Origin of the sequence: Paraburkholderia lebeckiae, from assembly GCF_014201005.1 — a bacterium.
GTDB lineage: Bacteria > Pseudomonadota > Gammaproteobacteria > Burkholderiales > Burkholderiaceae > Paraburkholderia > Paraburkholderia tuberum.
This window is the reverse complement of the sequence record NZ_JACHDK010000026.1, coordinates 12502-31617: the sequence shown is the minus strand read 5'-3', so window position 1 is coordinate 31617 and position 19116 is coordinate 12502. Positions and strand designations below refer to the sequence as shown.

At 66.2% G+C, this 19116-nt stretch carries 17 protein-coding genes and 1 pseudogene; 9 read left to right on the top strand and 9 right to left on the bottom strand.

The window, feature by feature from the left end:
- Window positions 1–76 precede the first annotated feature (76 nt).
- The 5 genes from HDG39_RS30035 to HDG39_RS30015 all read right to left on the bottom strand — a co-directional run bounded on the left by HDG39_RS30035 (window position 77) and on the right by HDG39_RS30015 (window position 4733).
- Window positions 77–571 carry a YaiI/YqxD family protein gene (locus tag HDG39_RS30035; RefSeq protein WP_184011254.1) on the bottom strand — a complete coding sequence of 165 codons (495 nt, stop codon included), beginning with the start codon at window positions 569–571 and terminating at the stop codon, window positions 77–79.
- A 138-nt stretch (window positions 572–709) separates the two neighbouring features.
- Window positions 710–976: a DUF4148 domain-containing protein gene (locus HDG39_RS30030; protein WP_184011251.1), complete on the bottom strand. Its 267-nt coding sequence runs from the start codon at window positions 974–976 to the stop codon at window positions 710–712.
- 220 nt (window positions 977–1196) lie between these two features.
- Entirely contained in the window at window positions 1197–1967 is a 771-nt protein-coding gene (locus tag HDG39_RS30025; protein WP_018425401.1) for a slipin family protein, read from the bottom strand.
- Complete coding sequence (locus tag HDG39_RS30020; protein WP_184011249.1) at window positions 1964–3601, bottom strand: NfeD family protein; 1638 nt, start codon at window positions 3599–3601, stop codon at window positions 1964–1966. Before HDG39_RS30020 ends, HDG39_RS30025 begins: the two co-directional genes overlap by 4 nt.
- An 85-nt stretch (window positions 3602–3686) precedes the next feature.
- Window positions 3687–4733: an AraC family transcriptional regulator gene (locus HDG39_RS30015; protein ID WP_184011247.1), complete on the bottom strand. Its 1047-nt coding sequence runs from the start codon at window positions 4731–4733 to the stop codon at window positions 3687–3689.
- A 221-nt stretch (window positions 4734–4954) separates the two neighbouring features.
- Between HDG39_RS30015 and HDG39_RS30010 the strand changes: the two genes are divergently transcribed.
- The 9 genes from HDG39_RS30010 (at window position 4955) to HDG39_RS29965 (ending at window position 15440) form a co-directional block, all read left to right on the top strand.
- Window positions 4955–6088 (top strand): acyl-CoA dehydrogenase family protein, encoded by a 1134-nt coding sequence (locus HDG39_RS30010; RefSeq protein WP_184011326.1) that lies wholly within the window; start codon window positions 4955–4957, stop codon window positions 6086–6088.
- A 154-nt stretch (window positions 6089–6242) separates the two neighbouring features.
- On the top strand, window positions 6243–7934 hold the full coding sequence (locus HDG39_RS30005; protein ID WP_184011245.1) for an AMP-binding protein: 1692 nt from the start codon (window positions 6243–6245) through the stop codon (window positions 7932–7934).
- A 117-nt stretch (window positions 7935–8051) separates the two neighbouring features.
- Complete coding sequence (locus tag HDG39_RS30000; RefSeq protein WP_184011243.1) at window positions 8052–9593, top strand: CoA-acylating methylmalonate-semialdehyde dehydrogenase; 1542 nt, start codon at window positions 8052–8054, stop codon at window positions 9591–9593.
- Window positions 9594–9615: 22 nt separating this feature from the next.
- A complete protein-coding gene (mmsB, locus tag HDG39_RS29995) occupies window positions 9616–10533 on the top strand; it encodes a 3-hydroxyisobutyrate dehydrogenase (RefSeq protein WP_184011241.1) in 918 nt (305 codons plus the stop codon).
- Entirely contained in the window at window positions 10530–11330 is an 801-nt protein-coding gene (locus tag HDG39_RS29990) for an enoyl-CoA hydratase (protein ID WP_184011239.1), read from the top strand. Before mmsB ends, HDG39_RS29990 begins: the two co-directional genes overlap by 4 nt.
- Complete coding sequence (locus HDG39_RS29985; RefSeq protein WP_184011237.1) at window positions 11327–12490, top strand: enoyl-CoA hydratase/isomerase family protein; 1164 nt, start codon at window positions 11327–11329, stop codon at window positions 12488–12490. The genes HDG39_RS29990 and HDG39_RS29985 overlap by 4 nt, the downstream gene beginning before the upstream one ends.
- Window positions 12491–12790: 300 nt before the next feature.
- Entirely contained in the window at window positions 12791–13735 is a 945-nt protein-coding gene (locus tag HDG39_RS35340; RefSeq protein WP_260328354.1) for a hypothetical protein, read from the top strand.
- Window positions 13736–13914: 179 nt separating this feature from the next.
- On the top strand, window positions 13915–14097 hold the full coding sequence (locus HDG39_RS29970) for a CsbD family protein (protein ID WP_184011235.1): 183 nt from the start codon (window positions 13915–13917) through the stop codon (window positions 14095–14097).
- 248 nt (window positions 14098–14345) lie between these two features.
- Complete coding sequence (locus HDG39_RS29965) at window positions 14346–15440, top strand: AI-2E family transporter (RefSeq protein ID WP_184011234.1); 1095 nt, start codon at window positions 14346–14348, stop codon at window positions 15438–15440.
- A 48-nt stretch (window positions 15441–15488) separates the two neighbouring features.
- On the opposite strand, the gene HDG39_RS29960 is transcribed toward HDG39_RS29965, so the two are convergent.
- The 4 genes and pseudogenes from HDG39_RS29960 to HDG39_RS35335 form a co-directional block, all read right to left on the bottom strand.
- The gene (locus HDG39_RS29960) at window positions 15489–16772 is read right to left on the bottom strand and encodes an MFS transporter (RefSeq protein ID WP_184011232.1); all 1284 of its coding nucleotides are present in this window, start codon (window positions 16770–16772) and stop codon (window positions 15489–15491) included.
- A gap of 66 nt (window positions 16773–16838) precedes the next feature.
- A complete protein-coding gene (locus HDG39_RS29955) occupies window positions 16839–17675 on the bottom strand; it encodes a siderophore-interacting protein (protein WP_184011230.1) in 837 nt (278 codons plus the stop codon).
- A 64-nt stretch (window positions 17676–17739) separates the two neighbouring features.
- Window positions 17740–18588: a PadR family transcriptional regulator gene (locus HDG39_RS29950; protein ID WP_184011228.1), complete on the bottom strand. Its 849-nt coding sequence runs from the start codon at window positions 18586–18588 to the stop codon at window positions 17740–17742.
- A gap of 206 nt (window positions 18589–18794) precedes the next feature.
- Window positions 18795–18998: pseudogene (locus HDG39_RS35335) on the bottom strand (integrase); the annotation flags it as partial.
- Window positions 18999–19116: the final 118 nt, after the last annotated feature.

Sequence of the window (19116 nt, the reverse complement as noted above, 5' to 3'; positions counted from 1 at the left end):
AGACAGTGTTTTTGTGATCGAGGCGGTGACAGCGCGGCGCGGCAAGGCAGGCCGCGCGGCGGGCCGCCCGGCCCCGTCAGGCGGGCGGTTTGCAGTGCGACTGTGGCGCCTGCGCATCACCGCGAGCCGCCTGACGCGCGAGCCAGCGATCGAGTTCGCCAGCAAACGCCTTGCCATCGCGCGCGCTGAAGGCGGCCGGCCCGCCCGTGTCGACGCCGCTCGCGCGCAACTGGTCGAGCATCGAGCGCATGCGCAGACGTTCTTCGATCGTGCCTGGCGTGTACCAGTTGCCGCGCGGATCGAGCGCATGGGCATTTTTTGCCAGCACGGCGGCAGCGAGCGGGATGTCGGCGGTGATCACGAGATCGCCCGGGACGACGCGCTCGACGATCAACTGATCGGCAGCGTCGAAGCCGGACGGCACCTGAATCGCGCGGATCAGCGGCGACGGCGGCACGCGCAGGAACGCATTCGCGACCAGCGTCAGCGGCATGCCGGTCCGGCGCGCCGCGCGATAAAGCATGTCCTTGACGACGGCCGGGCAGGCGTCGGCATCGACCCAGATTGGCATGGTGCGGGTTCCGGCTGTGTGCGGCTGGTTTGCTGCGTGGAGAATGGCGGGACGGGATGATACCTTGCCGCGACGCAAGCCTCGCCATGCCGCCCGCGGCGGGCGGCATTCAGGCTGCGACCAGGCAACCGCGACGCTTTACTGCACGGTCGTCGGGGCGTTGCCTTGCTGCTGCTCGCGGTGTTGCGCGACGATGCGGCTCGCGTGCTGCGCGTTCTCCGGATAGTTGATCCAGTCCAACGGATCGTAGCCGGCGGCGAGCCATTCCGCGAGGTCAGCGCGGACCTGGGCGCGCGTTTTCGGCGCCGACGGGTCGGCGGGCTGCGTCACCGCTTGCGCGTAGACGGTGCTGATACTCACGGCGGCCAACAGCGCGCCGAGTCCAATGCGGGAGAACAGAGTCATGGCGGGCTCCTGCGGAGCGGAAAAAACAGCCGGGCAATATGGTTTATCGGTGCGCGCCGGGTAAGGCGGTAGAACGCAGCGCATCATTTCTGCCGGCAGATTGAACCCGCCGCGAGCCTCGTTCCCCACGTGAGCGCAAGCAACGCGGAAGCGGGCGGGTTTGCTGAAAACTTCGACGCTAGTCCGTGCCAAATGGGTGTCCTGACAAAATATCGTCCTATCACGCCGAAGGCTTGTTGAACCGTTCCATCACCGAGCTCAACAGGTCGATCGGCAGCGGGAACACGATCGTCGAGTTCTTGTCGGCGGCGATCGTCACCAGCGTCTGCAGATAGCGCAACTGCATCGCCTGCGGTTGCCGTGCGAGCGTCTGGGCCGCCTCCAGCAACTGCTTCGATGCCTGCAACTCGCCTTCCGCGTGAATCACCTTCGCGCGCCGTTCGCGCTCGGCTTCAGCCTGACGCGCGATCGCGCGGATCATCGTCTCGTTGATGTCGACGTGCTTGATCTCGACGATCGATACCTTGATGCCCCACGCGTCGGTTTGCGAGTCGAGCACTTTCTGGATGTCGGTGTTCAACTGCTCGCGCTCCGACAGCAGCTGGTCGAGGTCGTGCTTGCCGAGCACCGCGCGCAGCGTCGTCTGCGCCAGCTGGCTGGTCGCCTCGAAGTAGCGCGCGACCTGGATCACCGCCTTCTCCGGATCGACGACGCGGAAATACACGACCGCGTTGACCTTGACCGACACGTTGTCGCGCGTGATCACATCTTGCGTCGGCACGTCGAACACGATGGTGCGCAAATCCATGCGCACCGCCTGCTGCACGATCGGAATGATCAATACGAGCCCAGGCCCCTTGACCTTCCAGAAGCGGCCGAGCATGAACACGACGCCGCGTTCGTACTCGCGAAAAATCCGCACCGACGACGCAATCAGCGCGACCACGAGCAGGATCAGGATGCTGCCGAAGCCGAATGTGAAGCCGATCATGAGCGTTCTCCTTGTAAGGCGTCGACCGACGCTACGGGCACCACGGTCAGTGTGAGGCCGTTGCGCGCCGTCACGCGCACGCTCTGACCCGGCGCGGCCGGCGTGGTGCTCGAGACGCGCCAGCGCTCGCCGTGCACGCGCGCCCAGCCGGCCAGCGGGCCGCCCGCCGCGTGTTCGGGTTCGGGCAGCAAGCCGTCGTCCAGCACCACGCCGAGGCAGCCGATCAGCGCCTCCGAGCCCGTCACGACCGGCCGCCGCCGCGCGCGCAGCGCGAGCCGCGACACGCCGAGCACGAACGCGACGCTGAACACGACGACCGCGGCGATCAGCGGCAGCGGGATGCCGTAGCCGGGCACGTCGGTATCCATCAGCATCATTGCGCCGACCACGAACGCGACCACGCCGCCAAAACCGAGCGAGCCGAAGGTCGGCAGGAACGCTTCGCCGATCAGGAAGGCGATGCCGAGAAAGATCAGCCCGAGCCCGACGTAGCTGATGGGCAGCATCTGCATCGCGAACAGGCCGAGCAGCAGGCTGATCGCGCCGACTACGCCGGGCAGCACGAAGCCCGGATTGGCGAATTCGAAGAACAGGCCATACATGCCGAGCATCAGCAGAATCAGCGCGACGCTCGGATCGGTGATCACGGCGAGAAAGCGGCTGCGCCAGTCGGGTTCGAGCGTGATCAGCGGCGCATGCGCGGTGTGCAGCGTGACGCTGCCCGCGCTCGTGACGTACGTGCGGCCGTCCAGCTGGCGCAGCAGGTCCGGCACGTCGCGCGCGACGATATCGACGACGTGCTGCGCGAGCGCTTCTTCATCGGACAGGCTCACCGCTTCGCGGACCGCGCGCTCGGCCCAGTCGGCGTTGCGGCCGCGCATCTGCGCGAGGCCGCGGATGTAGGCGGCGGCATCGTGGACCTGCTTGCGCAGTTCGGTCGATTGGGTGTCGAGCGGCAGTGCGCTGGCGGCTTCGGAAGATGCTCCGGGTGACGCAGGCGCAGGCGCGGACGCGCCGCCAGGCAGCGTGCGCATGTCCGGCAGTCCCGGCGTGCCTGGGGTGCCTGGGGTGGCTGGCGTTACCGGCGGCCCGCCGGCGGGCGGCTCGTTGCCGCCGATGCCCATCTGGATCGGTGTCGCGGCGCCGAGGTTGGTGCCCGGCGCCATCGCCGCGATATGGCTCGCGTAGACGATGTAGGTGCCGGCGCTGGCCGCGCGCGCGCCGCTCGGCGCGATGAAGGTCGCGACCGGCACCGGCGAGGCGAGGATCGCCTTGATGATCTGCCGCATCGACGTATCGAGGCCGCCGGGCGTATCGAGTTGCAGGACCGCGAGCTGTGCGCGCTGGCTGGCCGCGCGCTGCAAACCACGCACGATGAAATCGGCGGTGGCCGGTCCGATCGCGCCATTCACCGGAATCACGACGACGCTGTCGGCGGTCGCGGCGGCAACGTTCGCCGAGCTCGCCGCATTGGCCGCTTGCAGCGGCGCCAGCGCTTCGCGCGTCGCGAAGCCGAACGCGCATAGCACGCCGAGCACGGCGATGCCGCGCATCAAACGGCCCACGATGCCGCCGCGGATAAGCGGCTTGCGCGGACCGGACTGCCGGAGCGGGAGACGCGGAGTCGTGTTCATCGCTGACGGCCGTCGCGCCAGCCGGTGCGAACCGGCGGCGCGGGCCCATACCCTCGATCAAGGCTGGCCTGTTGCCGCTTAAAGCTTAGTCCGATTCGGCGCGTCGCGTGAGATCGAGCTCCGCGGCCCGGGCCGGCCGGTAGTCGGTCGGGCGCATGCCGGTCCATTTGCGGAACGCGCGATGAAACGCGCTCGGCTCCGCGAAGCCGACGGCGTTGGCGATATCGGCGATGGTGCGCTGCGTGCGCTGCAGTTCGGCGATCGCGATGTCGCGCCGCAGCGCGTCCTTGATCGACTGATAGGTGTGGCCCTCCTGCTTCAGGTGCCGCCGCATCGTCGCCTCGGCGACGTGCAGGCGCGCGGCCATCTGATCGGCCGCGGGCCAGCCCGACATCGGCAGCGCGCGCAGCGTCTTGCGCACGCGCGCGGCGAGCGAACCCGGATTGCGGTACTTGACGATGAAGCTGCCCGGCGCATCGCGCAGAAACGGCCGCGCCGAGCGCGAAGTCTGGATCACCGGCAGTTCCAGAAACGCAGGGTCGAGATCGACGGACGACTCGGGCTCGTCGAAATACATGTCTTCGCAGAACATCAGCCGGTATTCGTGCGCGGCCGGCGGCGCGGCGCAGCGAAAGCGCGCTTCGAGCAACGGAATGCGCCGGCCGACGAGCCAGCACACGAGCCCGTACACGAGGATGAAATACGTCGCGTAAGCGAACATCGCCGGCTTGCGCGTGCCCGCGCGCTCGACGAACTTCAGGCGCACGCGCTGCGCGTCGGTGTCGATCGTCGCGCCGAGATCGTCGAGCACGAGCCGCATGAAGCCGACCGCGCGCGCAAGCGCCTGCGCGCCGTTGCGCGCGCCCAGAGCCATCTGCGTCATCGCGATGAAGCTGCCGCTTTTCATCGGATGCGAGTCCTGGCCGAAGAATTCGTCGTCGAGCGCGCGTGCGATGCCAGCCCACAGCGCGCCGTATTGCGCCGACGATACGCGGCTTTTCGGCGACGCGAGCATCGCCGCGGCAATGCCGGCCGCTTCGGCGAGCGCTCGCGCGTCGAGGCCGCGCGCCGTCGCGAGCGCGAGCGTTTCCTCGACCAGACTGACGGAGATCGTGCCTTTGTCGCTTTTCATCGGCATTCGGTTTTTCTGGCAAAAGCGCTCAGCATGGGCTGGGTCCTGGTTCATGAAGCCCTTGAAATGGCGAGGCCCCATGTCCGTGCATGGTAGCAGTGTGGCAAAAGCGCTCAGCAAGAATGAGCGGAGCGAGCATCGAACGGCGCGGGCCGCTTGCCTACACTTGCCGCATCGCCGCGATCGCCAGCACGGCCGTCAGCACCAACGAGGACGCAGTCATGGACAGCTTCTACACCGACGAACAACGGATGATCCGCGACGCCGCGCGCGACTTCGCGACCGAATGCCTCGCGCCGCACGCGGCGCAATGGGATCGCGACGCGCAATTGCCGGCCGAGGTCGTCGCGCAGCTGGGCGAACTCGGCTTTCTGGGCATGATGGTGCCGGCCGAGTGGGGCGGTTCCTACACCGATTACGTCGCCTATGCGCTCGCGCTCGAAGAGATCGCGGCCGGTTGCGCCGCCTGCGCGACGCTGATGAGCGTGCACAACTCGGTCGGCTGCGCGCCGATCCTGAACTTCGGCAGCGCCGCGCAGAAAGACCGCTATCTGCGCGAGCTCGCCAACGGCCGGACGATCGGCGCGTTTTGCCTGACCGAGCCGCAGGCGGGGTCCGAGGCGAACAATCTGCGCACCCGCGCGGAGCGGCGCGACGGGCAGTGGGTTCTGAACGGCAGCAAGCAGTTCGTGACCAACGGCGCGCGCGCCGGTCTCGCGATCGTGTTCGCGGTCACCGATCCCGAGCGCGGTAAGCGCGGCCTGTCCGCCTTCATCGTGCCGACCTCGACGCCGGGTTTCAACGTCGGCCGGCCGGAGCACAAGCTCGGCATTCGCGCGTCCGACACCTGTCCGATCTCGCTCGATCAGTGCGCGGTGCCCGAGGCCAATCTGCTCGGCGAGCCGGGCGAGGGTCTGCGCATCGCGCTGTCGAATCTCGAAGGCGGACGCATCGGCATCGCCGCGCAGGCAGTCGGCATTGCGCGCGCCGCGTTCGACGCCGCGCGCCGCTACGCGAACGAGCGCGAGCAGTTCGGCAAGCCGCTGAAAGACCACCAGACGATCGCGAACATGCTTGCCGACATGGCGACGCGCCTGAATGCCGCGCGCCTGCTCGTGCATCACGCGGCACGGCTGCGCTCGGCGGGGCGGCCGTGTCTGTCGGAGGCGTCGCAGGCGAAGCTTTTTGCGTCGGAGCTTGCGGAGGAGATCTGTTCGAACGCGATCCAGATTCATGGCGGCTACGGCTATCTGGAGGACTATGCGGTCGAGCGCCACTATCGGGATGCACGGATCACGCAGATTTACGAAGGGACGAGCGAAGTGCAGCGGATGGTGATCGCGCGCCATGTTTGAGGGCGGTGTTTGAGCGCACAATAGCCTGGCCGCGGATGCTCGCCTGGGATCACCGCGGCGAAAAAAACCGAGCGCGCCCCGCGCCACTCGCAACTACGTTGCATGGGACCGGAGTAAGCGCTAAAGCGCTAACTCTGGTCGACAGGAGACGACGATGACAGCAGCGAAAGCCTTTCTCGAAGCGCGCGATCTGCTAGTGCGGCATCGCACCGACTACGAGCGCGCGTACCGCGAATTCGCGTGGCCCGCTCTCGGCGAGTTCAACTGGGCGCTCGACTACTTCGACGCGATCGCGCATGACAACGACAACCCCGCGCTGTGGATCGTCGACGATCCTTCCAGCGACGGCCTGCGTCTGTCGTACGCGCAGATGTCGGAGCGCTCGTCGCGGATGGCGAACTTTCTGCGCGGCGTGGGCGTCGGCCGTGGCGACCGTGTGCTGCTGATGCTGCCGAACCGCGTCGAGTTATGGGACGTCATGCTCGCCGCGATGAAGCTCGGCGCGATCGTGCTGCCCGCCACCACGCAGCTATCCGGCGAGGACGTGCGCGACCGCGTGCAGATCGGCGGCGCGAAGTTCGTCGTGGTCGACAGCGCGGAGCTGGGCAAATTCGATGCGCTCGACGTGCCGCTCACCCGCCTGTCGGTCGGTGCGCCGCGCGACGGCTGGATCGATGTTGCCGCCGCGTACGAGGCTTCGCCGCATTTCACGCCGGACGGCGTCACCCACGCCAGCGATCCGCTGTTGCTGTACTTCACGTCCGGCACCACATCGAAGCCGAAGCTGGTTGAGCATACGCACCAGAGCTATCCGGTCGGGCATCTGTCGACGATGTACTGGATCGGCCTGCAACCCGGCGACATCCATTGGAACATCAGCTCGCCGGGCTGGGCCAAGCACGCGTGGAGCTGCTTCTTCGCGCCGTGGAACGCGCAGGCCTGCGTGTTCGTGTTCAACGTCCCGCGGTTCGTGCCGAAAGACACACTCGCCGCGCTCGTGCGCTTCAACGTCACCACGCTGTGCGCGCCGCCGACCGTCTGGCGCATGCTCGTGCAGGAGCCGCTCGGCGACTATCCGGTGAAGCTGCGCGAAATCGTCGGCGCTGGCGAGCCGCTGAATCCGGAGGTCATCGAGCGCGTCAGGCACGCGTGGGGCATTACGATTCGCGATGGCTACGGCCAGACCGAAACGACCTGCCAGATCGGCAATTCGCCGGGCCAGCCGGTCGTGGCCGGCTCGATGGGGCGTCCGCTGCCGGGCTACCGGGTCGAGCTGCTCGACGCCGACGACCAGCCGGTCGGCGAAGGCGAAATCGCGCTGCCGCTCGTCGAACGGCCGCTCGGCCTGATGACGGGTTATGCGAACAACGCCAACGCGACCGCGCAGTCGATGCGCAACGGCTTCTATCGCACGTCGGATGTCGCGCTGCGTCGCGACGACGGCTACTACGTATACGTCGGCCGCTCGGACGACGTGTTCAAGTCGTCCGACTATCGCCTGAGTCCGTTCGAACTCGAAAGCGTGCTGATCGAACACGAGGCGATCGGCGAGGCGGCCGTCGTGCCGAGCGCGGACGCGTTGCGTCTGTCGGTGCCGAAGGCGTTCGTCACCGTGCGTCACGGCTACGAAGCCGGTCCCGAACTCGCGCGCGCGGTGTTCGCGTTCTCGCGTGAAAAACTCGCGCCGTACAAGCGGATTCGCCGTCTGCAATTCAGCGAACTGCCGAAGACGATCTCCGGCAAGATCCGCCGCGTCGAATTGCGGCGCCGCGAAATGGAGCGCGCGGCCGAGCCCGCGCGTCTGCCGGACGAGTATTGGGAAGAGGATTTTCCCGACTTGCGGTGACTGTCTTTATTCCTCGCCATTGCTGGTTTGCCGCCCCGGTGTGAATCGCACGCGTTGAATCCGAGCTTCGGATTCGACGCGTCGGGGCACTGTTTTCTAAATCACAGGAGTTTCAGCATGAGCACCCTTGCTTCGAACGAGACCGGCCGCGACGTTGCCGGCGCCGTGGCCACCGTCAAACTGCTGATCAACGGCGAGTTCGTCGAATCGAAGACGACCGAGTGGCGCGACATCGTGAACCCGGCCACGCAGGCGGTCCTCGCCCGCGTGCCGTTCGCGACCGTCGCGGAAGTCGACGCGGCAGTGCGCAGCGCGCACGCCGCGTTCAAAACGTGGAAGGACACGCCGATCGGCGCGCGCATGCGCATCATGCTGAAGTACCAGGCGCTGATTCGCGAGCGTATGCCGCGCATCGCGAAGACGCTGTCGGCCGAGCAGGGCAAGACGATTCCCGATGCCGAGGGCGACATCTTCCGCGGTCTGGAAGTCGTCGAGCACGCGTGTTCGATCGGCACGTTGCAGCAGGGGGAGTTCGCCGAGAACGTCGCGGGTGGTGTGGACACCTACACGCTGCGCCAGCCGCTCGGCGTATGCGTCGGCATCACGCCGTTCAATTTTCCCGCGATGATCCCGCTGTGGATGTTCCCGATGGCGCTCGTGTGCGGCAATACCTTCGTGCTGAAACCATCCGAGCAGGACCCGCTGTCGACGATGCAGCTCGTCGAGCTTGCGCTCGAAGCCGGCGTGCCGAAGGGAGTGCTGAACGTCGTGCACGGCGGCAAGGAAGTCGTCGATGCGCTGTGCACGCACGAACTGGTGAAGGCGATTTCGTTCGTCGGCTCGACGGCGGTCGGCACGCACGTATATCGCCTCGGCAGCGAATACGGCAAGCGAGTGCAGTCGATGATGGGCGCGAAGAACCACGCGGTCGTGCTGCCCGACGCGAATCGCGAACAGACCCTCAACGCGCTCGCCGGCGCCGCGTTCGGCGCCGCTGGGCAACGCTGCATGGCGAGTTCGGTGGCGGTGCTGGTCGGTGCCGCGCGCGAATGGCTGCCCGAGCTCGTCGCGAAGGCGAAGACGCTGAAGGTCAACGCGGGTCACGAGCCGGGCACCGATGTCGGGCCGGTCGTGTCGCGCGCCGCGAAGCAGCGCATTCTCGGCCTGATCGACGCTGGCGTGAAAGAGGGCGCGACACTCGTGCTCGACGGCCGCGATGTGAACGTGCACGGCTACGAGCAGGGCAACTTCATCGGCCCGACGGTGTTCACCGACGTGACGGCCGACATGGAAATCTACCGCGCCGAAATCTTCGGGCCGGTGCTCGTGGTGCTGAACGTCGCGACGCTCGACGATGCGATCGCGCTCGTCAACGCCAACCCGTTCGGCAACGGCGTCGGCCTCTTCACGCAAAGCGGCGCGGCGGCGCGCAAGTTCCAGAGCGAGATCGATATCGGCCAGGTCGGCATCAACATTCCTATCCCGGTGCCGGTGCCGTTTTTCAGCTTCACCGGTTCGCGCGGCTCGAAGCTTGGCGATCTCGGTCCCTACGGCAAGCAGGTCGTGCAGTTCTACACGCAGACCAAGACGGTCACCGCGCGCTGGTTCGACGACGACACCGTCAACGATGGCGTCAACACGACGATCCGCCTGCGTTGAAGGCACACACGGAGACGACATCATGAAGATCGGCTTTATCGGACTCGGCAATATGGGCGCGCCGATGGCGCTGAACCTGCTGAAGGCGGGCCACGCGCTCAACGTGTTCGACCTCAGCGCGCAAGCTGTGCGCACGTTCGTCGACGCGGGCGCGCAGCCGGCCCGCTCACCGCAAGCCGCCGCGAGCGACGTCGAATGCGTGATCACGATGCTGCCCGCCGCGGCTCACGTGCGCAGCGTGCTCGTCGCGGACGATGGCATCCTCGCCGGCATCGCGCCGGGCGTGCCGATCATCGATTCGAGCACGATCGACCCCGCCAGCGTAAAAGCGCTTGCCGAACTCGCCGCGGCTCATGGCAACAGCTTCGTCGATGCACCGGTCTCGGGCGGCACGGGCGGCGCGGCGGCGGGCACGCTGACCTTCATGGTCGGCGGCAGTGCTAGCGCGTACGAGCAGGTCAAGCCAGTGCTGTCGGCGATGGGAAAAAACATCGTGCATTGCGGCGACACCGGCACGGGCCAGGTCGCGAAGATCTGCAACAACCTCGTGCTCGGCATCTCGATGGCGGGCGTCGCCGAGGCGATGTCGCTCGGCGAGGCGCTCGGTATCGACACGAAGGTGCTCGGTAGCATCATCAATACGTCGACCGGGCGCTGCTGGAGTTCGGACACGTATAACCCGATGCCGGGCGTGATCGAGACCGCGCCGTCGTCGCGCGGCTATAGCGGCGGCTTCGGCACCGACCTGATGCTGAAAGACCTCGGCCTCGCCACCGATGCCGCGCGCGGCGTGCGTCAACCGGTCTATCTCGGCGCGCTCGCGCAGCAGCTTTATCAAACGATGAGCGCGAACGGCGCGGGGCGCCTGGACTTTTCGGCGGTGATCAAGCTGTATCGCTCGCGTGAGCGCGGCGCTAACGGCCACGGAGGCACGCAATGATCGACCTCGATTACGCACATGACGGCGCCGTTGCTTTGATCACGTTGAAACGGCCCCCCGCGAACGCTTTCACGCCTGACGGTCTGCTGCAATTGCAACGCACCGTCGAGCGGTTGAACGCCGATGCGCGCGTGCGCGCGCTCGTGATCACCGGCGACGGTCCGAAGTTTTTCAGCGCGGGCGCCGATCTGAACACGTTCGCCGACGGCAATCGCGAAGTCGCGCGCACCGCGGCCGCGCGTTTCGGCGCGGCCTTCGAGTCGCTGCAGAACGCGCGGCCCGTCGTCATCGCGGCGCTCAACGGCTTTGCGATGGGCGGCGGTCTCGAATGCGCGCTCGCGTGCGATATCCGCATCGCCGAGCAGCATGCGGTGTTGGCGCTCCCCGAGACGGCGGTCGGTCTGCTGCCATGCGGCTGCGGCACGCAGACGCTGCCGTGGCTCGTCGGCGAAGGCTGGGCCAAGCGGATGATTCTGACCGGCGAGCGCGTCGATGCGGCGACCGCGCTCAGCATCGGTCTCGTCGAAGAAGTGGTGGAGCGCGGCGCCGCGCGTGAAGCCGCGTTGAACATGGCGCAGCGCGTCACCGGTTTGAGCCCGCAGGCGGTCAGCTTCAGCAAGGAGCTGATCCATCAGGCGCGGCATGGCGTGCCGCGCGCCGCCGCGCTCGCGCTAGAACGCGAGCGCTTCGTCGATCTGTTCGATGGCGCCGATCAGCGCGAGGGCGTCAACGCGTTCCTCGAAAAACGCGCGCCGCGCTGGCAGACGAGCCGTGCATCGCGGGAGACGCAGCGATGAGCGCTTTGCACGGCTTTGCGGTCGAAATGCGCGACGTGACGAACACGCAAGCCGAACCCGACGTGCTGTTGCGCGTCGTCAACCGCGTGGCGATCATCACGCTGAACCGGCCTGCCGCGCTCAACGCGCTGTCGCACGCGATGGTGCGCGAACTCGCGGTGCTGGTCGAGCATTGCCGCACCGATCCCGGGATCGTCGCGCTGGTGCTGAAGGGCGCTGGCGACAAGGGCTTTTGCGCGGGCGGCGACGTGCGCGAGGTGCATCGGCTCGCGACGCAGGGTGACCCACGCTGGCTCGCGTTCTTCGTCGACGAGTACCGGCTCGATTACGCGTTGCACACGTTTCCGAAGCCGGTGGTCGCGCTGCTCGACGGCATCGCGATGGGCGGCGGCATGGGCCTCGGCCAGGCGGCGCGGCTGCGCATCGTGACCGAACGCAGCCGCATCGCGATGCCGGAGACGCGCATCGGCTTCGTGCCCGACGTCGGCGCGAGCCGCTTTCTGAGCGTGATGCCGGCCGAGCTTGCGCTGTATGTCGGGCTGACTGGCGCGACGCTAGCGGGCGCCGATGCGATGCGCCTGCAACTGGCCGACCTGTGCGTGCCGGCCGACTGGCTCGCGAGCTTCGAGGAACGTCTGCAGCGCATGTCGCACGACGGCGAGCGCATCGACGCGCTGCGCGCCGTGTTCGAGCCGCCGTGCAATATCGTGCCGCACGCGCCGCTCGGCGCGCTGACGCAACTGATCCTGCGCCACTTCGACCGGCGTTCGGGCGTCGAGCGCATCGTCGCGACACTGCGCCAGGATCTCGAACGCGAACCGCCGCGCGAGGTGCGGCAATGGCTGCAAGCGACCTACGACGCACTGACCGCCCATTCGCCGACGATGCTGCACGTGACGCGCGAAGCGCTGCTGCGCGGCCGGCAGATGACGCTTGCCGATTGCTTCCGGATGGAGCTCGGCATCGTGAAGCGCTCGATCGAGGAAGGCGATTTCCGCGAGGGCGTGCGCGCGCAACTGATCGACAAGGACCGTCGGCCGCGCTGGTCACCGGCGACGCTCGCCGATGTGCAACCCGAGCGCGTGCGGCATTTCCTGAGTTCGCCGTGGCATCGCGACGCGCATCCACTGGCGGCGCTGGGCGCGGAGCATGGCGACTGACTTGCGCGGCGTATCGCATGCCGCGCGAGGCGCGCGGCCCGGCGCACCCGCGCGCGCCCTTAGGTCTGCTTGGCATGTCCCGCCCATCAGCCGCCGGTGCCAATTGTGGTCTGGCGGACACAAACTACGCGCGCCAATTGACATCTTTCCGGGCGCAATCTTAGATAGATAGTTCAGCCCCGTCCCGACCGGCAAAGCCTGCTCGCAGCCCTCATCACGGCGCTCGTCCGACCTACGGTGCGTTTATACGTCACCGCTTCCCGCATTCTCGTGCTCTTGATCGATCAGGAGGCAATGCGCATGGAAAAGCCGTCAGATGAGAATTGCCGCTCCAAACCCTTCGGCGACAAACCCGCTTCCCACGTCGAGCAGGGCCCTCATGCAAAAAAGCTCGCCCTCACCGCGCCAGGCGGCATTGCGGTTCTGGTGGGCAGCGGTATCTACTGGGTGGTGACCTTCTCGCATCGCGTGCCGGATGCGGATTGCTTTCCTCCCGGCATCGAGTGCGTTAAAAAGATCGCCGCGGTGATGAAGGAAGTCAGCGACGCTGATCGTGCAACCAGCATGGGTGAGAGCTGGCTGCTTGCGTTGCTGGTCACGGCCTTCACGTTCCTCGTGTTCTATGTCCACATTTGCCGTGGAGAAGAAGAACGGGCACGGACCATCGCGGAACGCGAGGTCGAGGAGAAGAAGCGTCTCGCGGAAGAGGAAGGCGAGGCGGCTCCCTACGTCGACTCCCGCTCGAAGGGCAGTCAGACGGCGACCGGACCCACCGAAGGAGACGAGTCGGATGAACGGTCTTTGCTCGTGCCGTCGATCCATGCGTTGGGCCGCTGTTACGAAGTGTTGCAACTGCAACTTTACCTGAGAGCGGGTTATCCGATTTACTATGCCGTGCCAGAGGCCATTCTGAAGACCGAAATTTTGCGGTCCTGCGCGGCGGGCAAATCCACCGAGGAGTGCTGGGAAGAAATGTGCACGTTCCTGCGTGACAAGATCTTCCGCGGCAAGCTGCCCGACGCCGGCAATCTGCAGAAGCAGTGCGTCTACGTGATCGACCGGACCAAGCCTCCCGCGTGCTTCATCAATCACGACGAAGCCGCGCTGCGAAACCTCTTGAATGGCGCAAAGAACAAGGAACTTTTCAAGCATATCTTTCATGGCGCGAAAGATGATCATCCTGATCCGGCTCACGGCAAGGATGCCGCCAACGACGCCGCGAAGGACACCGTCACGGTGAGGTGACGATGCGCGGCGCACTGGATATCGGGAACGACGAATGCTAGGAATTTTCAGGTTGCTCCGACGCGGATCGCCTCTGGCGAAGCGATCCGCGCCATAACGAGGCGCGTCGCGCCGTACGTTGGCTGTTTCGTTGCAACGCCAGCAGGCAACTCCACAGTCAAACCTAGCAGGAAGGCACCATGGACAGGAATCGTGTAGAAGGTACAGCAAAGGAGCTCAAGGGCTCGGTCAAGGAAGCGATTGCCAAGGTCACCGGCAATCGCGCGAAGCAGGCCGAAGGAGCGGCCGAGAAAATAGCCGGCAGGATACAGGCGAGAATCGGCGAAGAAACCGAAGAGTTACGAGAGCGTGTGAAGGGTTAGCGAGCCGAAACTTCACATACCCGCAGCTTCATTTATCCTGCCCCCAGGTTTCGGGCACATCAAGTCAGGCACGCAAGCCGTGCAATGACGCACCGCGTGCGTAGCGCCTCGCACGCTGCCGGTGCTCGCCGCGTCGCGCCCTCGCGGCGCGGCGTCCGACACACGGAACGTGTAAATTTCTGTTACGGTCCAGAGTCAGCCGGCGCACTCGTCGCGCCGGCGCCGCATCGCCCATTCGAGGACGCTTCATGCTGGGATTCGACGTCGGCGCGGCCAGGAAAGTCTGGACCGCGTCTCTGCTCGCGCTGCTATTTTTCCTCATCTATATCGCGTCGACGACGGTGCTCGTCGTCGTGTTCGCGGTGTTTTTCAGCTATCTGATCTACCCGATGGTGGTGCTGGTCGAACGCGTGAGGCCGCGCCGCATGCCGCGCGTCGTGTCGATCGCGGTCGTGTTCGTCGTCGTGGTCGCGCTGCTCGCGGTGGTTGGCTCAGTGTTCGGCGTGGAATTGCAGGATCAGGCGACGCGCCTCGTCACGCAACTGCCCGCGCTGCTGCGCACCGATGTGCCGAACCGTTTTCCGCTTCCGCATTTTCTCGAACCGCTGCGCGAGCGGATCGTCGATTTCGTGCGCAGCCAGATCGAGACCGGTTCCGACAAGGCCGTGCCGTTGGCGCGCAGCCTCGGGCTCGGCGTCGTCCATGCGGCGAGCAACCTGATCTACCTGGTGCTGATTCCGATTCTGAGCTTCCTGCTGATCAAGGACGGCGAACGGATGCGCGACGCGTTTCTGGCGTTGCTGAACAGCCGGCATCGCGTGCTGTGGAACGAGATCGTCGACGATCTGAACGTGCTGCTGTCGAAGTACGTGCGCGCGCTGCTGTTGCTGTCGCTCGCCACGCTATTTAGCTACGGCGTCGTGTTTTCGCTGCTCGGCGTGCCGTACGCGTTTCTGCTCGCGGTCAGCGCGGGGATGCTCGAATTCGTGCCGTTCGCGGGGCCGCTTGCCGCGGTCGCGATCACGCTCGTGGTAGCCGTATTCAGCGGCTATCCGCACCTGTTGTGGCTCGTGATTTTTATCGGACTGTACCGGCTGTTCCAGGACTACGTGCTCAATCCGTATCTGATGAGCGAAGGCGTGGAGGTCAGTCCGTTTCTGGTAATCGTCGGACTGCTCGCGGGCGATCAGCTTGGCGGCGTCGCTGGGATTTTTCTCGCGGTGCCCGTCATCGCGACGCTGAAAATCGTGATCGGCCGGGCGCGCGTGTTTTACACGGCGTCGCACGGTCAGGGCGAGGCCGCGCGGCGCGCGCTGACGGGCAGCACCGACGATGAGGCGTAACGCGCGGCGCGCAGTTGGCGCAGCGACACCGCGCGCCGCATGGCATCGCTAACCTTCTCCAGCGATGTGAGCTTCAATGCCGGCGCGAGGCATCGTCGCGCCAGCGGCGCTGGCCGCCGCCACTTCGCGCGGCACGCCCTTCACGCGCGAGACCCACAGCACCGCCGCGCATGCGACCGCCACCGCCGCCCAGCCGACGGTTCCATATCCGGCGATGCGGCCATCAGCCGACGTGCTCAGCATCAAGCCGCCGAGCCACGCGCCGGTGCCGGTGCCGAGCGCCTGCAGCGCGCTGTTCGCGCTCAGGAACGCACCGCGTCGCGCGGGCTCGGGGACCGTGGTCAGCAGTGCCTGCATCGGCACCATGCGGCCGTTCATCAACACGAGGAAGCACGGGAAGAACAGCACGAGCGCGTAGAACGGCAGGTTCGGCAGATGCGTGATGAACAGCACCGGCACGAACGACAGCAGCGCCGCGCAGCGGAACACGCGCTGCGTGCCGAAGCGGTCGGCGAATCTGCCGACGAGGCGCGACGTGAAGAAGGTCGCCGCACCGCCGGCCATGTACAGCCACGACAGCTGTCGCGGCGCGACGCCGTGATTGGCGACCAGCATCGGCGCGATGAACGGGATCACCAGCATGTGCGCGATCATCATCATGAACGTCAGCGCGAACGCGTTCAGATGGCTTCGGTTGCTCAGCAGGCGCCACAGCTCGGGCAGTACTTCCGCGAGCGGCGGCTGCCGGCGGCTCAGATGCGCGGCCAGCGACGGCACCTGTTGCGAGGCCGCGAACCACACCAGCAGCGACAACGCGACCAGCAGGAAGAACGGCGCCGCCCAGCCGAACTGCGCGCCGAGCATCACGCCGGCCGGCACGCCGGCGATCGCCGCAAGCGAGAACGCGGTCATGATCGTGCCGGTCGCGGCGCCGCGCCGTTGCAGGGGGATCACGTCGCCGACGATCGCCATGATCACGGAGCCGAGCACGCCGCCCGTGATGCCCGCGAACGCACGCGCGGCGAGCAGCAGCGCGAAGCTCGACGCGAGCGCGCACGCGAGGTTCGACAGCGCGAACAGCGCGTAAATGGTGAGCAGCAGACGGCGCCGGTCAAAGCGGTCGATATAGGTCGCCGCGAACAGGCCCGACAGCCCCGAGCACCACGAATACGCCGATACGGCCGTCGCGAACGCGGCCGGCGCGATCTGGAACGCGCTCATGATCTGCGGGCCGAGCGGCATCATCACCATGAAGTCCATGATGATCGTGAACTGCGTGAGCGCGAGCAGCCACAACAAACGACGCTCGTGCCGTGCAGTGATTGAGTACATCGGTTGATTTCCTTTTGTTGTCGTTCGAAGTACGCCGCTAATGCCGCGCGCCACGCGAGCAGAAGCTCAGTCGTCGATCGTTTCGTGGACCGCGACCGCGCCCTGTTTCCAGTAGCTGGCCGCGCGAATCCGCGTTTTGTCGACGCCGCGCTCGCCGCATAGATGCTGACGCACCGCGCGGATCGTTGCCGCTTCGCCTGCGGCCCACACGTAGCCTTCGCCTTTCTCCGGCAGCCAGGTCTCGCGCACCGCGTGCAACAGCGCTTCGCCGCGCGTGCCGTTTTGCGTGTTGGCTTCGTTGCGATAGCACCAGACGAGATGCACCTCGGCCTGCGTCGTGAATTCGATGCGCGCCGACGGATCGGCGACCTCGATCACCGCGGCGACGCGCGTGGCGGCAGGCAACTCTTCGAGACGGCGCGCGATCGCGGGCAGCGCGGTGTCGTCGCCGATCAGCAGATGCCAGTCGAAGCCGGTCGGAATCACCAGCGAACCGCGCGGGCCGCCGACGCCCAGATACTGGCCCACCTGCGCCTGCGCGGCCCACGTCGCTGCGGGGCCCGCGTCGTGCATCGCGAACTCGATGTCGAGCTCGCGGGCGTCGCGATCGAAACGGCGCGGCGTGAAATCGCGCGCGGTCGGCCGCTTGCCTTCCGGGAACACCGGGCCGTCGGGGCCGGCTTGCGGCAGCGTAGGTTTGTCAGCGCCGGGGTCGGGGAAGAAGACCTTGATGTGGTCGTCGAACGAGGCTGAGACGAAGTCGTGCAGATCGTCGCCGGTGAAGGTCACGCGAATCAGGTGCGGCGTCAGCGCGCGTACCTGCTTGACCTGCAGCAGACGAAACTTCAACGGATGCCGTACGCGATGCACGGCGAGATCAGGGCGAGTGTGTTGCTCTTGCATATGGGCGATGCTCCGGTTCGGTTCAGGAGGACGCGCGGGTCGCCTCGTGGACGGGCGCGCGTTGTCAGGCGGTCGGCTCGCTGTCGTTGCCGGGCTTTGCGATGTCGCCACGGCTGCCGCCTTCGATTTCTTTGGCCGCGCGCATCAGAATCGCTGCGATGCGGCGCTGTTCGTCGGCCGGCGCGTTGTCGCGGCGCAGCAGCGCGTTCTTCAGCGTGCGGCGCGCTTCATTCAGCTCGGGCACCCAGCCGCCTTCGCTGACGTCGGCCGGCTCCTCGCCGGCAAACGCGCGGCGCACCGAATCCATCTTGCGTGCGATATGCGAGAGTCGCGCGAGCATCAGCTCGACGCGCTCGCGGTTCGCGGCCAGATATTCGCGGCCCGCATCCGCCAGCTCATAGCGCTTGCGGTTGCCTTCGAGCTGCACGGTGACGTAGCCGAGTTCTTCGAGGTAGGTCAGTGCTGGATAGACCATGCCGGGGCTCGGGCTGTAGAAGCCGTTCGAGCGCGTTTCGAGCGCCTTGATCAACTCGTAGCCGTGACTCGGCTGCGCTTCGATCAGCGATAGCAGCAGCAGTTGCAGATCGTCGGAGCTGAATTTGCGACCACGGGGGAAACCATCGCCGTCGCCGCCGAAGCCGCCGGGGCCGCCGCCGAAACTACCGTATCCGCCCGGACCGCCGAAACCACCGCCGAAGCGTGCGCCACGGCCGCCGAAGCGCCCCTCGTGATGGCGGCCAAAGGCGTGACGCAAAACGTGCAGCAGGTAGTGGTGGCGGGCGCCTGAGGAAGCGCATGCTTCGGAGGCGCCGAGGTCGGCGACTTCGCTCGCCTGCGACGACGGAAGGCCGAAGCCGGCATGAAAACGGTCGCGCGCGCCGCGCGGACCGGAAAAATGATGAGGATGACGCATCTGGGACTCTCCTATGAGTGTCGTAAGATGCATCTTAAGATATATATCTTAAGATAGTCTGTCAAACTCTTTTTTGCTGCGGGGTCGCAAGGTTTGTCGTTCGGGTACAACAAAGTCTGCGTGCTAAATGTCGATAATCGATGCGTTCAACCCGGTGCCGTTCCGGTGCCTAAGATGTCAGGGGATACACTCGCGCCAACGTTCGACTACCGGGTCGAACGAAATCTGTCCTCGCGTCGCGGTTGGCGAGGTGGCTGACGCCGGAACGCTGCGCTGACCTGGCGTGCACGCTTCGCCTCTTCGCCGTGCAGGTAGGTCGAGGTCGTCGCGATCGAGGCATGACGGAGATTGTCGCGCACCGTCACAAGTTCGACCCCGGCGTCGAGCGCGTGCGTGGCATGCGTGTGACGACTATGTAGCTGGGTAGATAGCAGACACTATCTTCCCTGCCGGACTATGTCGGGCGATATGGATGAGAGTTCATATTGGCCCAACGATTGCACGCCTCAGAACAGAAGCGCCGCTCCG